Origin of the sequence: Moraxella haemolytica (assembly GCF_030177935.1) — a bacterium.
In the GTDB taxonomy this organism is placed as follows: domain Bacteria; phylum Pseudomonadota; class Gammaproteobacteria; order Pseudomonadales; family Moraxellaceae; genus Moraxella; species Moraxella haemolytica.
On the sequence record NZ_CP089974.1, the window covers coordinates 1,940,364 to 1,957,399 of the forward strand.

Annotated in this window: 18 protein-coding genes; 9 read left to right on the forward strand and 9 right to left on the reverse strand. The window is 43.6% G+C overall.

Features of this window, described 5'->3' with window-relative positions:
* Positions 1-287 precede the first annotated feature (287 nt).
* Both phhA and LU276_RS09225 read left to right on the forward strand, forming a co-directional pair.
* On the forward strand, positions 288-1,076 hold the full coding sequence (gene phhA / locus LU276_RS09220) for a phenylalanine 4-monooxygenase (RefSeq protein WP_284673540.1): 789 nt from the start codon (positions 288-290) through the stop codon (positions 1,074-1,076).
* 167 nt (positions 1,077-1,243) lie between these two features.
* Positions 1,244-1,594, forward strand: coding sequence for a 4a-hydroxytetrahydrobiopterin dehydratase (locus LU276_RS09225; RefSeq protein ID WP_284673541.1), 351 nt, complete (start codon positions 1,244-1,246; stop codon positions 1,592-1,594).
* 66 nt (positions 1,595-1,660) lie between these two features.
* Here the strand turns inward: LU276_RS09225 and maiA are convergent, their stop codons facing one another.
* The 5 genes from maiA to hppD all read right to left on the reverse strand — a co-directional run bounded on the left by maiA (position 1,661) and on the right by hppD (position 6,872).
* The gene (gene maiA / locus LU276_RS09230; RefSeq protein WP_284673542.1) at positions 1,661-2,296 is read right to left on the reverse strand and encodes a maleylacetoacetate isomerase; all 636 of its coding nucleotides are present in this window, start codon (positions 2,294-2,296) and stop codon (positions 1,661-1,663) included.
* Positions 2,297-2,369: 73 nt separating this feature from the next.
* Entirely contained in the window at positions 2,370-3,761 is a 1,392-nt protein-coding gene (locus LU276_RS09235) for a Na+/H+ antiporter NhaC family protein (protein ID WP_284673543.1), read from the reverse strand.
* Positions 3,762-3,876: 115 nt separating this feature from the next.
* Positions 3,877-4,875 carry a fumarylacetoacetate hydrolase family protein gene (locus tag LU276_RS09240; protein ID WP_284673544.1) on the reverse strand — a complete coding sequence of 333 codons (999 nt, stop codon included), beginning with the start codon at positions 4,873-4,875 and terminating at the stop codon, positions 3,877-3,879.
* 77 nt (positions 4,876-4,952) lie between these two features.
* Positions 4,953-5,498: a VOC family protein gene (locus tag LU276_RS09245; RefSeq protein ID WP_284673545.1), complete on the reverse strand. Its 546-nt coding sequence runs from the start codon at positions 5,496-5,498 to the stop codon at positions 4,953-4,955.
* A gap of 279 nt (positions 5,499-5,777) precedes the next feature.
* On the reverse strand, positions 5,778-6,872 hold the full coding sequence (gene hppD, locus LU276_RS09250; protein WP_284673546.1) for a 4-hydroxyphenylpyruvate dioxygenase: 1,095 nt from the start codon (positions 6,870-6,872) through the stop codon (positions 5,778-5,780).
* A 197-nt stretch (positions 6,873-7,069) separates the two neighbouring features.
* Here hppD and LU276_RS09255 point away from each other — a divergent pair, with 197 nt between their 5' ends.
* From LU276_RS09255 to parC, 7 genes are all read left to right on the forward strand, one after another.
* Entirely contained in the window at positions 7,070-7,969 is a 900-nt protein-coding gene (locus LU276_RS09255) for a LysR family transcriptional regulator (protein ID WP_284673547.1), read from the forward strand.
* Positions 7,970-8,142: 173 nt separating this feature from the next.
* Positions 8,143-8,421, forward strand: a complete 279-nt coding sequence (locus LU276_RS09260) for a GNAT family N-acetyltransferase (protein ID WP_284673548.1) — start codon at positions 8,143-8,145, stop codon at positions 8,419-8,421.
* A gap of 48 nt (positions 8,422-8,469) precedes the next feature.
* The gene (locus LU276_RS09265) at positions 8,470-10,272 is read left to right on the forward strand and encodes a DUF294 nucleotidyltransferase-like domain-containing protein (protein ID WP_284673549.1); all 1,803 of its coding nucleotides are present in this window, start codon (positions 8,470-8,472) and stop codon (positions 10,270-10,272) included.
* Positions 10,273-10,281: 9 nt separating this feature from the next.
* Positions 10,282-10,929, forward strand: coding sequence for an exonuclease domain-containing protein (locus LU276_RS09270; protein ID WP_284673550.1), 648 nt, complete (start codon positions 10,282-10,284; stop codon positions 10,927-10,929).
* Between the two features lie 141 nt (positions 10,930-11,070).
* Entirely contained in the window at positions 11,071-11,355 is a 285-nt protein-coding gene (locus LU276_RS09275; protein ID WP_284673551.1) for a 4a-hydroxytetrahydrobiopterin dehydratase, read from the forward strand.
* Positions 11,356-11,452: 97 nt separating this feature from the next.
* Positions 11,453-12,130: a thiaminase II gene (gene tenA, locus LU276_RS09280; RefSeq protein WP_284673552.1), complete on the forward strand. Its 678-nt coding sequence runs from the start codon at positions 11,453-11,455 to the stop codon at positions 12,128-12,130.
* A 137-nt stretch (positions 12,131-12,267) separates the two neighbouring features.
* Positions 12,268-14,505 carry a DNA topoisomerase IV subunit A gene (gene parC / locus LU276_RS09285; RefSeq protein WP_284673553.1) on the forward strand — a complete coding sequence of 746 codons (2,238 nt, stop codon included), beginning with the start codon at positions 12,268-12,270 and terminating at the stop codon, positions 14,503-14,505.
* Positions 14,506-14,619: 114 nt separating this feature from the next.
* On the opposite strand, the gene LU276_RS09290 is transcribed toward parC, so the two are convergent.
* From LU276_RS09290 to dapA, 4 genes are all read right to left on the reverse strand, one after another.
* Positions 14,620-14,931, reverse strand: coding sequence for a YqfO family protein (locus LU276_RS09290; RefSeq protein WP_284673554.1), 312 nt, complete (start codon positions 14,929-14,931; stop codon positions 14,620-14,622).
* 102 nt (positions 14,932-15,033) lie between these two features.
* Complete coding sequence (gene purC / locus LU276_RS09295; RefSeq protein ID WP_284673555.1) at positions 15,034-15,750, reverse strand: phosphoribosylaminoimidazolesuccinocarboxamide synthase; 717 nt, start codon at positions 15,748-15,750, stop codon at positions 15,034-15,036.
* 50 nt (positions 15,751-15,800) lie between these two features.
* Entirely contained in the window at positions 15,801-16,076 is a 276-nt protein-coding gene (locus tag LU276_RS09300) for a hypothetical protein (protein WP_284673556.1), read from the reverse strand.
* A 35-nt stretch (positions 16,077-16,111) separates the two neighbouring features.
* On the reverse strand, positions 16,112-17,023 hold the full coding sequence (dapA, locus tag LU276_RS09305; RefSeq protein ID WP_284673557.1) for a 4-hydroxy-tetrahydrodipicolinate synthase: 912 nt from the start codon (positions 17,021-17,023) through the stop codon (positions 16,112-16,114).
* Positions 17,024-17,036 lie beyond the last annotated feature (13 nt).

Below are 17,036 nucleotides of genomic sequence, written 5' to 3' on the forward strand. Positions count from 1 at the left end.
ACATTCCGATAATTTATAGAATACCAAATCACAACCCATCAAATTATACCCCCATCATCTCACATGGATTTATCTAGCATATCATGTAAACTACAATCCAGCAAATACCATCAACTATGCTCTAGCTCTTATTATAACAAAAAAGCCATCTCAATACGCACTTGACAAACATTTTTTGTTATTTTAAGATATGTTTAGCAAACAATCAGGAATTTAATTAGTAACTTTTGGTAATTTATTGGTTAATTCAATAAATTATCTTAAAAAATCATCTTACAAGGAGTTTTATGCAAATCAAAACCCCCTATGTCTCTCACACCCCAGACGATAAAAAACGCATCATATGGAGCGATGAGGAAAATGGTATCTGGAGAGACTTAATCACCCGCCAACAAAAAAGCACGGTCGGCAGTGCTTATCAGCAATATTTGGACGGTTTAAACACCTTAAATCTACCAATTAACCATATTCCCCAACTGCCTGATTTGGATGCGGTATTACAACAAACAAGTGGTTGGCAAACCGCTCCTGTCCCTGCCTTAATCTCATTCGGTAAATTTTTTGAATTACTCGCTAATCAAAAGTTCCCTGTAGCGACTTTTATTCGTACCAGAGATGACTTTGATTATATTCAAGAACCTGATATTTTCCACGAAATTGTTGGGCATCTACCCCTATTGACCAATCCTGACTTTGCCAATTTTACGCATATTTATGGAAAGTTAGGATTGCAAGCCGACAAAAAAGTACGGGTATTTTTGGCACGCTTGTACTGGTTTACCATGGAATTTGGGCTGATCAACACCCAAGACGGACTGCGTATTTATGGAGGCGGTATCTTATCATCACCTGCTGAAACAGAATACGCCCTAAGCGGTAAGCCAGAGTACAGACCCTTTAATGTCAATGATATTCTAAGAACACCTTATCGCATTGATAAAGTACAGCCGATTTATTATGTCATTGACGACCCAGAGGCATTATTTTCTTTGACCGAACAATCATTAATGCAAGAAGTTGATAAAGCAATGGAGCAAGGGTTGTTTGACCCCCACCCAAGTTTATTAGACGACTAGCAGATTTAATGACTGTTGAGCTCACTACCTTTACAGCATGACTTGCCCTAAGATGCCTTTGAAAGAGAAAGTCGTCATGGCTTACTAGCTTATCACGAACGGTTTTTTAATCCTTCAAGGTGTAATTAGGGCAATATTTTTAACTTAATTTTTATAGGGAATTTTTTATGAGCGATTTAAAAAACCAATTTTGTGAAGCCTGCCAAGCAGATGCTCCAAAGGTAACAGATGAAGAGCTTGCCACTTTCATGAAACAACTACCAGACTGGGCTGTCATCTCCGAACAAGTCGGCGAGCATCATGTTTTACAATTAAAAAGGGTATTTAAGTTTAAAAACTTCAAAACAGCTTGGGCATTTGGCGATAAGCTCATGCAACTGGCTGAGAGTGAAGGACATCACCCTGGCATTTTTGTAGAATGGGGGAAGGTAACAGTAACTTGGTGGTCGCACAGCATCAAGGGGCTGCACAAAAATGACTTCATCATGGCAGTAAAGACAGACGAGCTATACACATAACCCAAGAATATCATTGAAATAAAAGCGATAATCTAGGTTATCGCTTTTATTTATCTTTTTATTTTGTTATTCAAAGTCAATTTGTTTTTCTGGGCTTGCCTGAATGAACGCATCTAGTTGATTGCAGTTTTCTACTACCTTGACAATATTAGGAAAGGCACTCAAATCCACTTTAAAGCGATTGGCATTATATACTTGTGGCACCAGACAAATATCGGCCATTGTGATATTATCGCCAAAAGCATATTGACCGCCATGTGTTTTTAATAATTGCTCCAAAGCAGTAAAATTGACCTTAATCCAGTGAGCATACCAGCTTTGTTTTTGTTCATCGCTTATGTTTAATTCACCTGTTAAATATTGCAACACTCGCAAATTATTCACAGGGTGCGTATCACAAGCGATGATATGACACATAGACAGCACAGTCGCCCTGTCATAATGATCTTTTGGTAGCAGTGATGGGCTAGGATACTCATTCTCCAAAAAATCTAAAATCGCCATTGACTGGCTAAGTATCTTACCATCATCAATCTGTAAACTTGGCAATAATTGGCTCGGATTTTTGGCCTGATAGTCGTCTGACCTTTGCTGACCTTTGACCAAGTGTACAGGAATGATGCCATGAGAGATGTTTTTGAGATTTAAAGCGATGCGTACACGATATGCCGCCGAACTTCTAAAATAAGAGTAAAGTTCCATAATCCTTCCTTGAAAATGGTGGGGCAAATGCCATCTAAAGCCAGTGGCACCGCCCCACTTTGATGATTGGTTATTAGTTTTTGGCAGGTTCTAACTTGCTGATGGTAAAGCCAGTAAACCCATAAACCAGTGTCAAAATAAAGCACAAGTAACAAAAAAACGCAAACGGTACATAGTTAATCACTGGCATTCCAAATATCCCCGTCAAAAATCCGCCATACACTCCCCATGGCACTAAAGGATTGATGACCGTGCCGGCATCCTCAATGGTGCGAGACAAATTTTTTGGGTGCAGTCCAAGCCGTTGATACTCTGGTAAAAAAGCATTGCCCGATAAAAGCAAACTTAGATACTGCTCACCGACAAGCACATTAATCCCAAAAGCCGTAAAGGCAGCAGCAGCCACGCCATGAGAGGCTTTGGTGAGTAGATGACGCATCGCATCAAGCAGTGCTGGCAATACGCCAAGCCCTTGAAGCAATCCACCCAAAGACAATGCCAAAATCACCAAAATTTGGGTAAAAAACATACTCTCCAAACCACCACGAGAGACCAGTTTTCCTACCGCCCCCAAGTCCACACCCTCTGGCAATGAATAGCCCTTAAAGAACCAACCACCAAGCTGTGATAGACTTGGGCTAGAATGGGTGTAGGTCAAGGCAAGTGCCACAACGATGGTTGCACCAATGGCATAGATGGCATTGACACGCATGATGGCAAGTGCAATCAACACCAAAAAGGGCAATAAGGCATAGCTGTGCACCAGTCCACTTGCGACCAGACTGTCTTTTAATTCTGTCACGCCTGTCAAATCGCCAGTCGCCGATGGCATGAACATAAATAAAATCGCTGTAATAATCCACGCAGGCACTGTGGTGTACATCATATTTTTGATATGCTCAAACAAATCCACGCCAACAATAGATGCTGCAATGCTTGTGGTGTCAGATAATGGCGACATCTTATCGCCAAAGAGTGCACCAGAAACGACCGCCCCTGCCACAATCGCAGGATTCGCCCCAAAGGCTGCCGCCATTCCCAAAAACGCCACACCCACTGTCGCACAAGTAGTAAATCCGCTACCAAGTGCCAGACCAACCACACTTGCTAAAATAAAAGCAGATAAATAAAACCACTCCGCCAACAAAAAGTTAAACCCATAATACATCAAAGTAGGAATAGACCCACTCATCATCAAAGCAGAAACTAAAAGCCCAATGAAAGAAAACAGATAAATCGCCCCCATTCCTGTGGCGACCCCACCTATCATCTTATCTTGCATTGCTTCAAATTTGACGCCTTTGGTCAGTCCAAATATCATCAAACCCAAGATAACAATCAGTAGCGATAACAATGGCACAAAGCCGAGTTGAATCATCGTCAAGGCAAGCACCGCCACCACAATAATGGCAATCGGTACGGCTTGTTTGGGGGTTAAATGTAAAAGCGGGGCTTGCTTACTCATAAAAAAAATTCCTTACTGCCATATGATGACAGCTCATCTGCCCTAGTCATCACTTATGATCAGCAGTCATTATAATCAAAAACAACCGCATAATTCAATGAAAATAAAACAAATGTCAAAAATCGGTCTTCACTGTATTAACAATCTCACCAAAAATGCTATTACCATCTTTGTCATTCATACAGATTTTGACAGTGTCGCCATGATCCAAGAACTCGGTGCTAGGCTTACCATTTTCAATGGTCTCATACATACGCACTTCAGCGATACAGCAGTAACCTACACCGCCTTGTTCTACCGATGAGCCATATAGATTGCCTTGTTTGTTGGATACTGTGCCAGAGCCGACAATCGTCCCTGCTTCAATTTCACGAGTTTTAGCAAGATGGCTAAGCAAGCGTGCAAAATCAAATGTCATGTCCACGCCTGCATTAGGGCAACCAAATGGCTTGCCGTTAATCTCTACATTTAAGGGCAAATGCACCTTATTATCCACCCAAGCATCGCCCAATTCATCAGGGGTTACAAACACAGGGCTAAATGCCGAAGCAGGCTTAGACTGCACAAAACCAAAACCTTTGGCAAGCTCATCAGGGATAAGATGACGCAAAGAAACATCATTAACCAACCCAACTAAGGCGATGGCTTTTTCTGCCTGCTTTTGGCTCGCCCCAAGCGGTAAGTCAGTTGCCACCACCACCACTTCTGCCTCTAAGTCAATGCCCCACTCTTTTTTGGCAAGTATATCATCTGTTGGTGCGATGAAGCTGTCTGAGCCACCTTGATACATAAGTGGGTCGTCATAAAAAGAGACTGGCACTTCTGAGTTACGAGCTTTTCGTACCAGTTCTACATGGTTAAGATAAGCAGAGCCGTCTGCCCACTGGTATGCTCTTGGTAATGGTGAATGACAAGCGTTTTGATCAAAGGGCTTGCCAACTTCTGATGCGTTTAGCTCATCGTAGAGTTTTTGTAGGGTAGGCTTATGCACTCCCCAATCGTCAAGAGCTGATTGCAGTGTGCTAATTTCTGGCTCAAGATAACGACTCAAATCACGGCTAACCACAATTAGGCGACCGTCTCGGCTGTCAGTTTTTAGGGTGGCTAATTTCATCGGTTTTCCTTAAATTTACAAAAACAAACCGTCTATTTATTGTATCAGTATACTTTAAAATAAACGGTTTTTATGCGTTATACTTCAGGCGGTTCTGTGCCATCATGCACCCATCTGGCATGCTTGGGTGCTTTTTTGGTTATCGCCCATTCGTTTAGCATGTCCCATTTGACTTTATCTAACGCTTTTGATTGCTTTTTTGTGGTTACATCAAAGGCAAGCTCGATGCGGTGTCCATTGGGGTCAAAAAAGTAGATGGAGTGGAACAAGGTGTGATTAGTTGGACCTAGTACATCAATGCCCTCACTGATTAGCCTGTCTTTGGTGGCAAGTAGTTTTTCCATGCTATCTACTTTTAATGCCAAATGCTGTGTCCAAATAGGTGTGTTCTCATCTCTACCCATCTCTGGGCGAGTTGGCAATTCAAAAAACGCCAAAATATTACCACCCCCAGCATCCAAAAAAATGTGCATATAAGGATCAGGCTCGCCTGTGGAAGGAACTTTGTCCTCACCGATGGCAAGCACAAAATCCATATCAAGGTGCTTTTGATACCATTCTACTGTCTCTTTGGCATCACGACAACGATAGGCGACATGGTGTACGCCTTGAGTTAGAGCCATAGTCTATTCCTTTATCTAAGATGGGCTTTATCTAAAGCCTAACCAATTTTAAACCCTTTAAAAAGCGAGCCGTATTTTTCAACCATATCCGCCAACCATGTTTTTAGCACAGTTGCCAATCACGGTTTTTTGCATGATTTACCATCACAAAACACTGCCTGCTTTTTGTCATTGAAAGTAACATTTTAGTGCCAATCAAACTTTATAAAAATGACCAACTGTACTTAATCAGCCTAAGATGGATAAAAAGTTTGACTGACAAAAAAATTAAACAGCTTATCACAATGATTCTGCCGGCACTTCTAACGCCCCACGGCGGATCTGGTCTCGCTCAAGACTCTCAAAGAGTGCCTTAAAATTGCCCTCACCAAAGCCTTGTGCGTAGTCGCCCTTACGCTGGATAAATTCAAAGAACACAGGACCCATCAAAGTTTCAGAGAAAATTTGTAATAGCAGGCGTGGCGTACCATCTTCGGTGGTGCCATCTAGCAATATGCCACGAGCTTGAAGCTCTGATGTAGGCTCGCCATGATTTGGTAGTCTTTCTTCTAGCATCTCATAATAAGTATCTTTTGGTGCGGTCGCTAGTGGCACGCCTGCTGCACGAAGCTGGTCAATGCTTTCAATCAGGTTATCCGACAAGAACGCAATGTGCTGAATGCCCTCGCCATTAAACTTCATCAAAAATTCTTCAATCTGACCACCACCCTGCTTGGATTCTTCATTCAAAGGAATGCGGATTTTACCATCTGGAGCGGTTAAGGCTCGGCTTGCCAAACCTGTGTATTCACCCTTGATATCAAAGTAGCGAATTTCTTGGAAGTTAAAGAATTTTTGGTAAAAATTATACCAATAGTCCATACGACCACGATATAGATTATGCGTTAGATGGTCAATGACTTTAAAGCCAAAGCCGACAGGGTTTTTATCCACCCCTTCAATGAACTCAAAATCAATATCATAAATGGTATTATCGCCCTCAAAACGGTCAATAAAATAAATCAATGAACCGCCAATGCCTTTGATGGCAGGCAAGCGAAGCTCCATTGGGTTGGTCGGTACTTCTACAGGTTCAGCACCCATCTCAATGGCACGATTATAGGCGTATCGTGCATCTTTGACACGAAAACCCATCGCACAGGCACCCGCCCCATGCTCTTGGGCAAAGTAATAAGCCTGACTGTTTTTGGTGCGGTTCACCAAAAGATTGATGCCACCTTGACGATAAAGTGAGACATCTTTTGAGCGGTGGTGAGCCACTTCGGTAAAGCCCATTTTCTCAAAAATTGGCTCTAAAAAATTTGGGTGTGGGCTTGAAAACTCTAAAAACTCAAAACCATCTAGCCCCATTGGATTTTCAAATAAATCTGCCATAATAATCCCTTGCTTGTTAATGAAAAACTGTCTAAAATCCCATGAAGAATACTTGCAATCAATTGAAAGCCAGCTGTGATTATCATAAAATAAGCACTGCAAATCTACAAATGGGTTTTTTGCTTTATTTATTGGATTTTACAATAATTTGGATTTTTATAATTTTTTATAATAATGACGACAATACGGATTAGTTTATGAATGTTACCTTTCGCCAGATTAACGCCTTCATTGCTGTGGCTCGCCACAAAAGCTTTACCAAAGCCGCCGATGAGCTACATCTGACACAGTCATCGTTGAGTGGTCTAATTAAAGAGATGGAACGCCAACTTGACATCACGCTATTTGACCGCACCACTCGTCAATTACATCTATCAGAAGGTGGCACAAGACTGCTACCCTATGCCTTAAAAGTGCTAGATGATATGCGGCTGCTGAATAATGAAATCTATGATTTAAAGGATTTTCATCAAGGCAAAGTACGAGTAGCAGCCAGCCAGCAACTTGCCGCCACAATCATGCCTGAGCTTATCAAGGAATTTAAAAAAATCCATCCAGATGTTCAAGTTAGCCTTATTGATTGTGGTATTGGCGAGGTCATGGATCGTGTGCAGATTTTAGATGCCGATATTGGCATCGGTCCTGAATATCCGTTTAGCAATGACATTGTAGCGACAGAGCTGTTCGCTTCACCGTTTTATTTAATCATCAAAAAAGACCACCCTTTAAGTGGTCATGATGAATTAGATTGGGGCGATATTCCACAAGGCGAACTCATCACCCTACAATCTGCCTTTGCTGAACAAATCCGCAACGCCTTGCCACTTGATTTATCCGAGCGGTTATTTCGTGCCGATTATGAGGTCAATTTTTTGTCCACTGCTCTTGGTATGACCAAAATGGGACTTGGCATTACCCTTGCCTTAACTTATGCCAAAACTTGGGTAGAACAGCACAACTTGACCATGATACCGATTAAAAACCCCACGATAGAAAGAAAATTTTTACTGTACACTCACAAGCATCGTTCACCCAGCCCTGCGGTCATCACCTTTAAAAAATTCTTGGTGGATTATGCCAAGCATTGGGATGCCTAATTTGGCACAGCTAACCGACCGTACAACACCATACAGTCTAAAATGAGACACCCTAATGCCAAGCATTAACAAAAACAATCTGCAATCTTTGTACGAATGTTATTTACAATCTGCATAAAATTTCTTATGCTAAACAACTCATTTATTTCATCTCATCAATCTGACCAGAGACCATGACAAACATCATACACGACACCGACAACCATCGCTTTACAACCACCATTGACGGCTTGACCGCATTTATCAGCTATGTTGATACAGGCGAGACACTCATCTTTGACCACACCATCGTCCCAAACGCTCTTGGTGGTCGTGGCATCGGCACTGCACTCGTCAAGCACGCCCTAGCCTACGCCCAAGTACAAGGCAAGAAAATTGTGCCTGCTTGTAGCTTTGTGGCACACTATGTTCAAAAACACCCCGAATACCAGTCGCTACTGCATTTGGCTTGATGAATCAAATCACTCAAGCAGTCCTAGAATCAACACAAGGAAGTCGTGATGAATCATGCATTAAACCACCTATTCGCCCCACCGTTTGATGTCCTAACTGACGATGAACGAAAGTCGCTCACCAAAAAAAGCCAAATCGTCTATTTGCCCGAAAATACCGCCATCAATGATGAATGGCGTGGCGATTTATTCATCGTCATCAAGGGCAAGCTGACCCAGTACCAAGATGACGAGCTAATAGCAGGCTTAAACATGGGTGATTGGTTTGGTCTTGCGGATAAAAACGGAGCATTGTTTAAGGTTATCACCCAAGAACAAAGCCTGCTGTATCGCCTAGATGGGGCAACCATCAATAAAATCAGCGAACATAATGACCACTTACGCACCTTGCTGTTTGATGACCTATCCACCCGTAAATCCAAACAAGAAGCTCGCCTTGCTCACCACCAAAACCAACAGATGCTCTATCGCAGTGTGATGAGTATTGGCGAACACATCAAACAGCCAAATTTCATCGATGCCAACGCCACCTTGTATGATGCCACCTGTGCCATGATGGCAGTTGATGCCAAGCACATTTTGGTCAGTAGTGAGCATGGCACAGGAATATTCACCCAAGCTGATGTCTGCCGTGCCATCATGGATAAGACGGACTTTGCCAGTACGCCTGTCTGTGCCTACAGCCAATTTAAACTTACCACCATTCACGAGACGCACGATTTAAGCGAAGCACTCATCACCATGATTGGCAAGCGAATACACCGCCTGCCCATCGTCAATGATACAGGAGATATCATCGGCGTGATTGGGCAGACCGAGCTTTTAAATTATCTGACCAATCAATCCCAACTCATCACACAGCGTATTGACCAAGCAACAACACTGCACGAGGTGGCTCTTGGTGTAGAGATGATTGGCAAATTTATCCGTCATCAAAACCAAAGTGGCATGAAAATCCATGTTATCGGTCGCATCGTCCAGAGCCTAAACGCCCATGTCTTTGCCAAGGTATGGCAATTGATTGCCCCATCTCACATCATTGCTAATAGCTGTATGATTGTCATGGGTTCAGAAGGTCGTGGCGAGCAGGTCATGCGTACCGACCAAGACAACGCTCTGATTGTGCGTGATGGTTTTATTGATGACACCTTACCAAACCATGCTCGTGCATTTAATGATGCTTTATATCAACTAGGCTATCCCTACTGCGATGGTGGTATCATGATGAGCCATGACACTTGGCGACAGTCACTTAGCAACTTTAAGGCTCAAGTAACCACATGGGTTGCTACGCCCAACGGTGAATCTATGGTTCATCTTGCCACCTTAATAGACGCTCACCCTGTGTGTGGTGATACGACATTATTTACCGAATTAAAATCACATTGGCAACACGCCATCAAACACGCCCACACCAATTTTATCAACCGCTTTGCTGCACCGACCATTCAGATGGCAGGCGGCGCAACTTTTTGGCAAAAATTTACAGGCGGTGCAGACAGCGACATTGACCTAAAAAAAGCAGGCATCTTTCCCGTCGTACACGGCGTGCGTAGCCTTGCCCTAGAATATGGCATTGATGAAACCAGCACCCGACTACGCCTAAAGCACTTATCTTCGCTTAAAGCCATTGATGATAAAACCGCCCAAAATCTCATCGAAGCCTTAGAATTCTTTTTATCAAAACGCCTTGAAGTCGCCCTAACCACCGATGATAAGTCTGCTCGCAAGGTCAATCCAAATACCTTATCATCACTAGAGCGAGACCTACTCAAAGAAAGCCTGTCAGTGGTCAAATATTTTAAAGGATTTATCACTCGTCATTATCGGCTTGATGTCTTTGTGGGATAGGAGAGCATCATGTTTGATTTTTTAAACAACCTACTAGGCGGTCAATCGTCTCAATCTAAAGACCCAAAATATGCTCATCTAGCCGCCCACTTGACTGGAAAACCGCCTGCTGATGAATGGGTATGTCTGGATTTGGAATTGACAGGGTTAGACCCAAAAAACCATCACATACTAAGTATTGGTGCGGTCAAAATATCAAAGGCTCATGACACCTTTGTCATTGATACAGCAAATGCCCTATCCATCATCTGCCGTCCACCCATCATGCCAAGCACGAACAGCATCATCGTCCATCACCTTCGCCCTTGTGATGTCAAAAATGGTGTCAGTACCGATGAGATGATAGCGTGTTTATTGCCCTTTATCGGCACTCGCCCCATTATCGGCTTTTGTACCAGTATGGATGCTAAATTCATTAACGCTTTAATCAAACCAAGGCTCGGCAAAAAACTGCCCAACACGCTCATTGATGTTACCCAACTTGACCAAAAACTTAGACAAAAAACCAATAAAAACAGCGATTTACCGATTGATAAACGGCACTTAACCGAGCTTTTGCAAGCCTATCAGATTCCCATCTTGCCTGCACACGATTCACTCAATGATGCCTTAATGACTGCCATGTTATTTTGTCATTTAAAAAGTAAGTTGGGCTAAATCAGACAAGGAAAATCAAGGCGGATTGATGATATCCAACCAACCCTATGCCAACACATTCCGTCAAAAATCTGCTCGCATTTGCGATGAAATATGCTAAACTAACAAACAGTTCTATCACACCTTTAACGAAGGAATCTCATGAGTAGTCTTACCTCAGACCAAGTCTCCCTACAATTAGAAGGGCTACCTAACTGGCAACTAGAAGGTCATAGCTTGGTACGCACCTATGAATTTAATGATTTTGCTACTGTGGTGGCATTCATTGTAAAAATCTCATTCCACGCCCAAGAGCTAGAACACTACCCACAGTGGGAAAATTGCTACACCACCTTAAAGGTACGCATTGGCAATCCTGAGCGTGGTGCGGTAAGAAACCGAGATGTGCAGCTTGCCAAACGCCTAGAAGCAGCTTTTATTGCCTAAATTTCAACCTTAAAAAGCCAAGCCATCTTGTTTTTTTAGTTCTTGGTGGGTTTTACGCCCACCGCATCCCCCTTAACCAATCAACGACAGGACGGTCATGCAACCATTTAGCCAAACCCTGTGGCAAGAAAATCAGGCTTTGTACGAAGCCACCTTAAATTTGCCTTTTAATCAAGAGCTGGCAGCAGGCACGCTATCTACAGAGGCTTTTAGCCATTATGTCATCCAAGATGCCCACTATCTGCTCGCCTACGGTCGTGCTTTAGCGGTGTGTGCTGCCAAAGCCTACGAAGCTGATGAGGTGATTTTATTTAGCGAGGCTGCCAAAGTTGCCATTGTGGTTGAACGCTCACTACATGATGGCTTCATGCAAAGTTTTGGCATCAGCCGTGAGGATTTTTTAAACACGCCTTTAACGCTGGCTTGTCATCATTACACCTCCTATCTCATCGCCAGTGCTTATGCTGACAGTTATCCTGTGGTATTGGCAAGTTTATTGCCATGCTTTTGGATTTATGCCAAAGTTGGACAAGACATCTACGACAAATCCGCCCCAAATAACCCCTATCAAGCATGGATTGATACCTATGCAGGCGAGGATTTTCATGAGGCGGTCAATCAAGTGATTGCAGTCATTGATAAGGTTGCCACCCATGCCGATGCCGATACACTGAGTAAGATGCGAACCGCCTATACTTATGCCGCCAAACTAGAATGGCTATTTTGGGACAGTGCTTATCATCAGACCTGCTGGCGTGGGCTAGATATCATCTAAAATTAACATCAGCTTAAGATGGATTTACCCCACAAAAAGCCCATAAGGCTGTCTGGGCTTAGATGATTTTAAAGCAAAGTTAGTAAAAATTTGTTAAAATAGCGGTTATTTTTTGATTACAATGACCGCTTTTTTGTATGACCACAGACAACCAAACCAACTTTGACACTCGCTCCATTGCTGAATTTACCGAATCGGCATACTTAAATTACGCCATGTATGTCATCATGGATAGAGCTTTGCCACACATTGCTGATGGACTAAAACCAGTTCAACGCCGTATCGTCTACGCAATGAGCGAACTTGGATTAAAGCACACCGCCAAACCCAAAAAATCCGCTCGTACTGTCGGCGATGTGTTGGGTAAATACCACCCACATGGCGATTCGGCGTGCTATGAAGCAATGGTGCTTATGGCACAGCCTTTTAGCTATCGCTACCCTTTGATTAGCGGTCAAGGCAACTGGGGTTCTGCTGACGACCCAAAATCTTTTGCCGCCATGCGATACACCGAAGCTAAGATGAGCGACTATGCAGGAACTTTACTATCTGAGCTTGAACAAGGCACGGTAGATTGGGTGGATAATTTTGATGGTTCTTTAAAAGAACCAGCCACACTACCTGCACGCCTGCCCAACATTCTACTAAATGGCACCACAGGCATCGCTGTCGGCATGGCAACCGATATCCCGCCGCACAATCTCGTTGAGACGGTTAAGACCTGCATCAAGCTACTAAAAAACCCAAATCTATCCGTGCGTGAGCTATGCAAGACACTCATCGCCCCTGACCTACCAACTCGTGCTGAAATCATCACCTCAAAAGATGAGCTTATCAGTATGTATGAACAAGGTCGTGGTAGCTATAAGATGCGTGCCACCTATCACATCAACCCAAAAGAAAAAAACATCGTTGTGATTGACGCTCTGCCATATCAGGTCTCAGGCAATAAAGTCATCGAACAAATTGCCAAGCTCATGACAGACAAAAAACTACCATGGATAAATGACATCAATGATGAATCTGACCACGAGAATGCCTGTCGCATCGTGCTTGAATTGAAAAAGGACAGACTAGATATTGATAAAATCATGAACCACTTGTTCGCCATGACCGACCTTGAAACCAGCTTTCGAGTGAACATGAATGTGATTGGTGTCAATGGCAAACCACAAGTCAAAAACCTAAAAGACATCTTATCTGAGTGGCTAGACTGTCGTCGTGGCGTGGTGATTCGCCGTCTTGAGCATCGCTTGGCGAAGATTGATAAACGCCTGCACATCTTAGCAGGTCTACTGATTGCCTACCTAAATATTGATGAAGTCATTCACATCATTCGCACCGAAGACGACCCAAAACTTGAGCTAATGAGTCGCTTTGGTCTAACCGACATACAGGCTGATGCCATCTTGGACATCAAATTGCGTCAGCTTGCCAAACTAGAAGAAATAGAACTCAATGCTGAAAAAGCTGCCCTTGAAGCAGAGCGAGCCATCATCGCCGAACGGCTTGCCAATCCAAAGCGTCTGACCGCCCTACTCATTGATGAACTGACAGAAGACATGAAAAAACACGGCGATGCTCGCATGTCGCCTGTGGTCGAGCGAGCTGAAGCCACTGCCCTAAAAGCGACCGAACTTGTACCTAGCGAATCGGTAACGGTTGTACTATCAAAAGCAGGTTGGATTCGCATGGCAAAAGGTCATGGCATTGATACCAGTACACTAAACTATCGCTCAGGCGATGAATATCAAGCCTCAGCACAGGGTAAAACAAATGACAGACTCATCTTACTTGATAGCACAGGTCGTAGTTACGCCCTAGATACCATCAACCTACCGTCTGCTCGTGGACAGGGTGAGCCTATCACCAGTATGCTAAACCCACCGGCAGGAGCGAAGATTGAGCAGGTTTTGTTTGGTAATAAAGACGACAAAGTGTTGCTTTCAAGCTCGGCAGGTTATGGTTTTGTTGGACAGTTTGGTAATTTTGAAACCAATCAAAAGGCAGGTAAGTCCATCATCAACCTGTCTGATTCCACCCTGCTGCCCATCAACACCATCAAAAAAGATGACACACTTGTTGCTGCCTTATCTAGTACCGGTCATTTACTTGTGTTTGAATTATCCGATTTGCCAAGCCTAACCAAAGGCAAAGGCAATAAAATCATGGGATTAAAACAACAAGACGGCGAGACGCTCATCAGTTTAGTTAGCTTAAGTGCATCAGACAGCTTAGCCATCCATGCAGGCAAACGCATCTTGACCATCAAGCCTGCCGACATCGCCGACTACATGGGCAAGCGAGCTGGTCGTGGCACTCGCTTGCCAAGGGGCTACTGGAGCGTATCTGGCATGAGTCGCATAGAAGAGTAATCTAGGCTTTGTAGTAAAACACCCATACTTGCTTTAAGTATGGGTGTTTTACTACACAATCCATGCAGACTGCTTTATTGTCATCTTAGATACATTTGCTTTTGGCACATTCGGCTATATTTCTACCAATTCATATACATCATAAGCAGGCATTTCATAGGGGTGAGCAGATTTGTAAGCAGCAACGACCGCAGACAGCTTGTCATTAGGGACAATCGTCTCAACCCTCCATTCACTCACATACTCAATTTTATCAATCTCGCCAATGGCAGGTTTCGCCCCTTTTAAAGGCTTAAACTGACCCATGCCCAAGATTTGCCATGAGCAGTGGCTATATCCATCAAAGCACCCTGCCCCTGCATTAAATACAGCAGTCTTGACTTTTTCTAAATCATTCTCTGGAATATATCCGATGAACTTATACATCCGCCACCTATGTGCCAAACAATGTGTCAATGGTCAATGCCACATTGCTAATAGCAATGGGCTATACCAAAAGAAAAACCCAAGACAACTTGGGTTTTTATATTAACCTTCCAAAGGCACACCGATACGCAAGGCAACCTCTTCGTAGCCTTCAACAACATCACCCAACCCTTGACGGAAACGGTCTTTGTCTAATTTTTTCTTGGTTTCTTTATCCCACAGACGACAGCCATCTGGAGAAAACTCATCGCCAAGCACGATGCGACCATGGAACAGACCAAACTCCAGTTTAAAATCGACAAGCAACAAACCTGCGTCATCAAAGATTTTTGACAGCACCTCATTGACTTTATGGGTCAGCGTCTTCATCTGCTCAAGCTCATCAGCAGTGGCATAACCCAAAGCAATGGCGGTTGACTCTGAGAGCATTGGGTCGCCTAAGGCATCATCCTTGTAGAACAGCTCATAAGTCGGTGGCAACAGTGGCAAGCCTTCTTCTAGCCCCAAACGCTTCATCAGACCACCGGCAGCATAGTTACGCACCACGCACTCCACAGGAATCATTTTTAGGCGTTTGACCAATACCTCATCATCCGACAGTTGACGCTCAAAATGCGTCTCAACCCCTGCCTCGCTCAGCTTTTGCATGATGAATGCGTTAAAACGGTTATTCACTCTGCCTTTGCGGTCAAGTTGGGCGATTTTTTCGCCATTGAATGCGGATGCATCATTACGAAAATGCAAAATCAGATAATCCTCATGCTCCGTCTCATACACAGACTTGGCTTTACCAGTATATAGCAGGGCTTGTTTTTTCATGGCGACTCTCGTAAAAATTAAGATTTAAAATACGCAATCAGACCAAACGGTTATTGGGCAGATTGGGTGGGTGGCTTTGGCAATTCAAACTGCTTACCTGCTGCATTTTTAAAGCCTGTATCGCCTTGCTGATTTGGGGTGGGATACAAAGGGGTAAATGCGGCGGTCTGTTGGTTCGCTGGTAGTTTGATGGGTGGTAGTTTTTGGCTGGCTTGATAATGCAGACTGCCATCATCACGCTTACTTAGCAAGTCCTTGATACTTGTACAGCCTGTCGTTGCTACCACAGCAAGCATAACAGCTGTTGTCATTTTAATCATATTCATAGTTTAACCTTTTTTAGTTGCTGTCTGAGCGTCTATCAAAGTACAGTTGCTTTTTTTAATGCTTCATCAATAACAAGCTGATTTTGCTTTGATAACCAAACAAGTGGCAGGCGAATACCTGTATCAATCTTGCCCATCTTATGCAGGGCATATTTGACAGGCTGCGGACTTGATTCACAGAACAAATCTTTATGTAGATGTTTAATGATATCATGAATTTTGGTCGCTTGCTCAAAGTCGCCTGCCAATGCCAATTCAAACACCTGACTCATTGCCTTAGGTGCGACATTTGAAGTAACCGAGATGTTGCCCTTAGCACCGTGCTTGATGAGTTCTAATGCTGTTGGGTCATCGCCTGACAATACCACCATATGCTCACCGACCGCCTTGACCAATGATGCTCCACGCTCTACGCTGCCTGTAGCGTCCTTAATGGCAACAATGTTTGGTAGCGTCATCAACCGCTCAACCGTCTCTTGGCTAATGTCCACGATGGTGCGACCTGGCACATTGTACAGCACCTGCGGAATATCCACCGCCTCACTGATGACCTTATAATGCTGATAAATACCCTCTTGGGTTGGCTTATTATAATAAGGGGCAACCAATAACGCACAGTCTGCACCTGCTTCTTTGGCAGCAGTAGTCAGCTCAATTGCCTCAAGGGTGTTATTCGCCCCTGTTCCTGCAATCACAGGCACACGACCTGCTACATACTTCACAAAAAAACGAATGACTGCAATATGCTCATCCATTGACAAAGTTGCCGATTCGCCTGTCGTACCAACAGCAACCAATGCGTGCGTCCCTTCATCAATCTGCCAATCAATAAGTTTGGCAAGTGCATCATAATCCACCGCACCATCTGCTGTCATCGGCGTAACCAGTGCTGTAATAGAACCTCTTAATTTTGATTTGATGTCCTGATAAATATCTGTCTTTGTCATAATAAAGCCAATT

Excerpts from the sequence above, each read along its gene's own strand:
- phhA (WP_284673540.1), top strand. The coding sequence starts at position 288 with ATGCAAATCAAAACCCCCTATGTCTCTCACACCCCAGACGATAAAAAA.
- LU276_RS09225 (WP_284673541.1), top strand. The coding sequence starts at position 1,244 with ATGAGCGATTTAAAAAACCAATTTTGTGAAGCCTGCCAAGCAGATGCT.
- maiA (WP_284673542.1), bottom strand. The coding sequence starts at position 2,296 with ATGGAACTTTACTCTTATTTTAGAAGTTCGGCGGCATATCGTGTACGC.
- LU276_RS09235 (WP_284673543.1), bottom strand. The coding sequence starts at position 3,761 with ATGAGTAAGCAAGCCCCGCTTTTACATTTAACCCCCAAACAAGCCGTA.
- LU276_RS09240 (WP_284673544.1), bottom strand. The coding sequence starts at position 4,875 with ATGAAATTAGCCACCCTAAAAACTGACAGCCGAGACGGTCGCCTAATT.
- LU276_RS09245 (WP_284673545.1), bottom strand. The coding sequence starts at position 5,498 with ATGGCTCTAACTCAAGGCGTACACCATGTCGCCTATCGTTGTCGTGAT.
- hppD (WP_284673546.1), bottom strand. The coding sequence starts at position 6,872 with ATGGCAGATTTATTTGAAAATCCAATGGGGCTAGATGGTTTTGAGTTT.
- LU276_RS09255 (WP_284673547.1), top strand. The coding sequence starts at position 7,070 with ATGAATGTTACCTTTCGCCAGATTAACGCCTTCATTGCTGTGGCTCGC.
- LU276_RS09260 (WP_284673548.1), top strand. The coding sequence starts at position 8,143 with ATGACAAACATCATACACGACACCGACAACCATCGCTTTACAACCACC.
- LU276_RS09265 (WP_284673549.1), top strand. The coding sequence starts at position 8,470 with ATGAATCATGCATTAAACCACCTATTCGCCCCACCGTTTGATGTCCTA.
- LU276_RS09270 (WP_284673550.1), top strand. The coding sequence starts at position 10,282 with ATGTTTGATTTTTTAAACAACCTACTAGGCGGTCAATCGTCTCAATCT.
- LU276_RS09275 (WP_284673551.1), top strand. The coding sequence starts at position 11,071 with ATGAGTAGTCTTACCTCAGACCAAGTCTCCCTACAATTAGAAGGGCTA.
- tenA (WP_284673552.1), top strand. The coding sequence starts at position 11,453 with ATGCAACCATTTAGCCAAACCCTGTGGCAAGAAAATCAGGCTTTGTAC.
- parC (WP_284673553.1), top strand. The coding sequence starts at position 12,268 with ATGACCACAGACAACCAAACCAACTTTGACACTCGCTCCATTGCTGAA.
- LU276_RS09290 (WP_284673554.1), bottom strand. The coding sequence starts at position 14,931 with ATGTATAAGTTCATCGGATATATTCCAGAGAATGATTTAGAAAAAGTC.
- purC (WP_284673555.1), bottom strand. The coding sequence starts at position 15,750 with ATGAAAAAACAAGCCCTGCTATATACTGGTAAAGCCAAGTCTGTGTAT.
- LU276_RS09300 (WP_284673556.1), bottom strand. The coding sequence starts at position 16,076 with ATGAATATGATTAAAATGACAACAGCTGTTATGCTTGCTGTGGTAGCA.
- dapA (WP_284673557.1), bottom strand. The coding sequence starts at position 17,023 with ATGACAAAGACAGATATTTATCAGGACATCAAATCAAAATTAAGAGGT.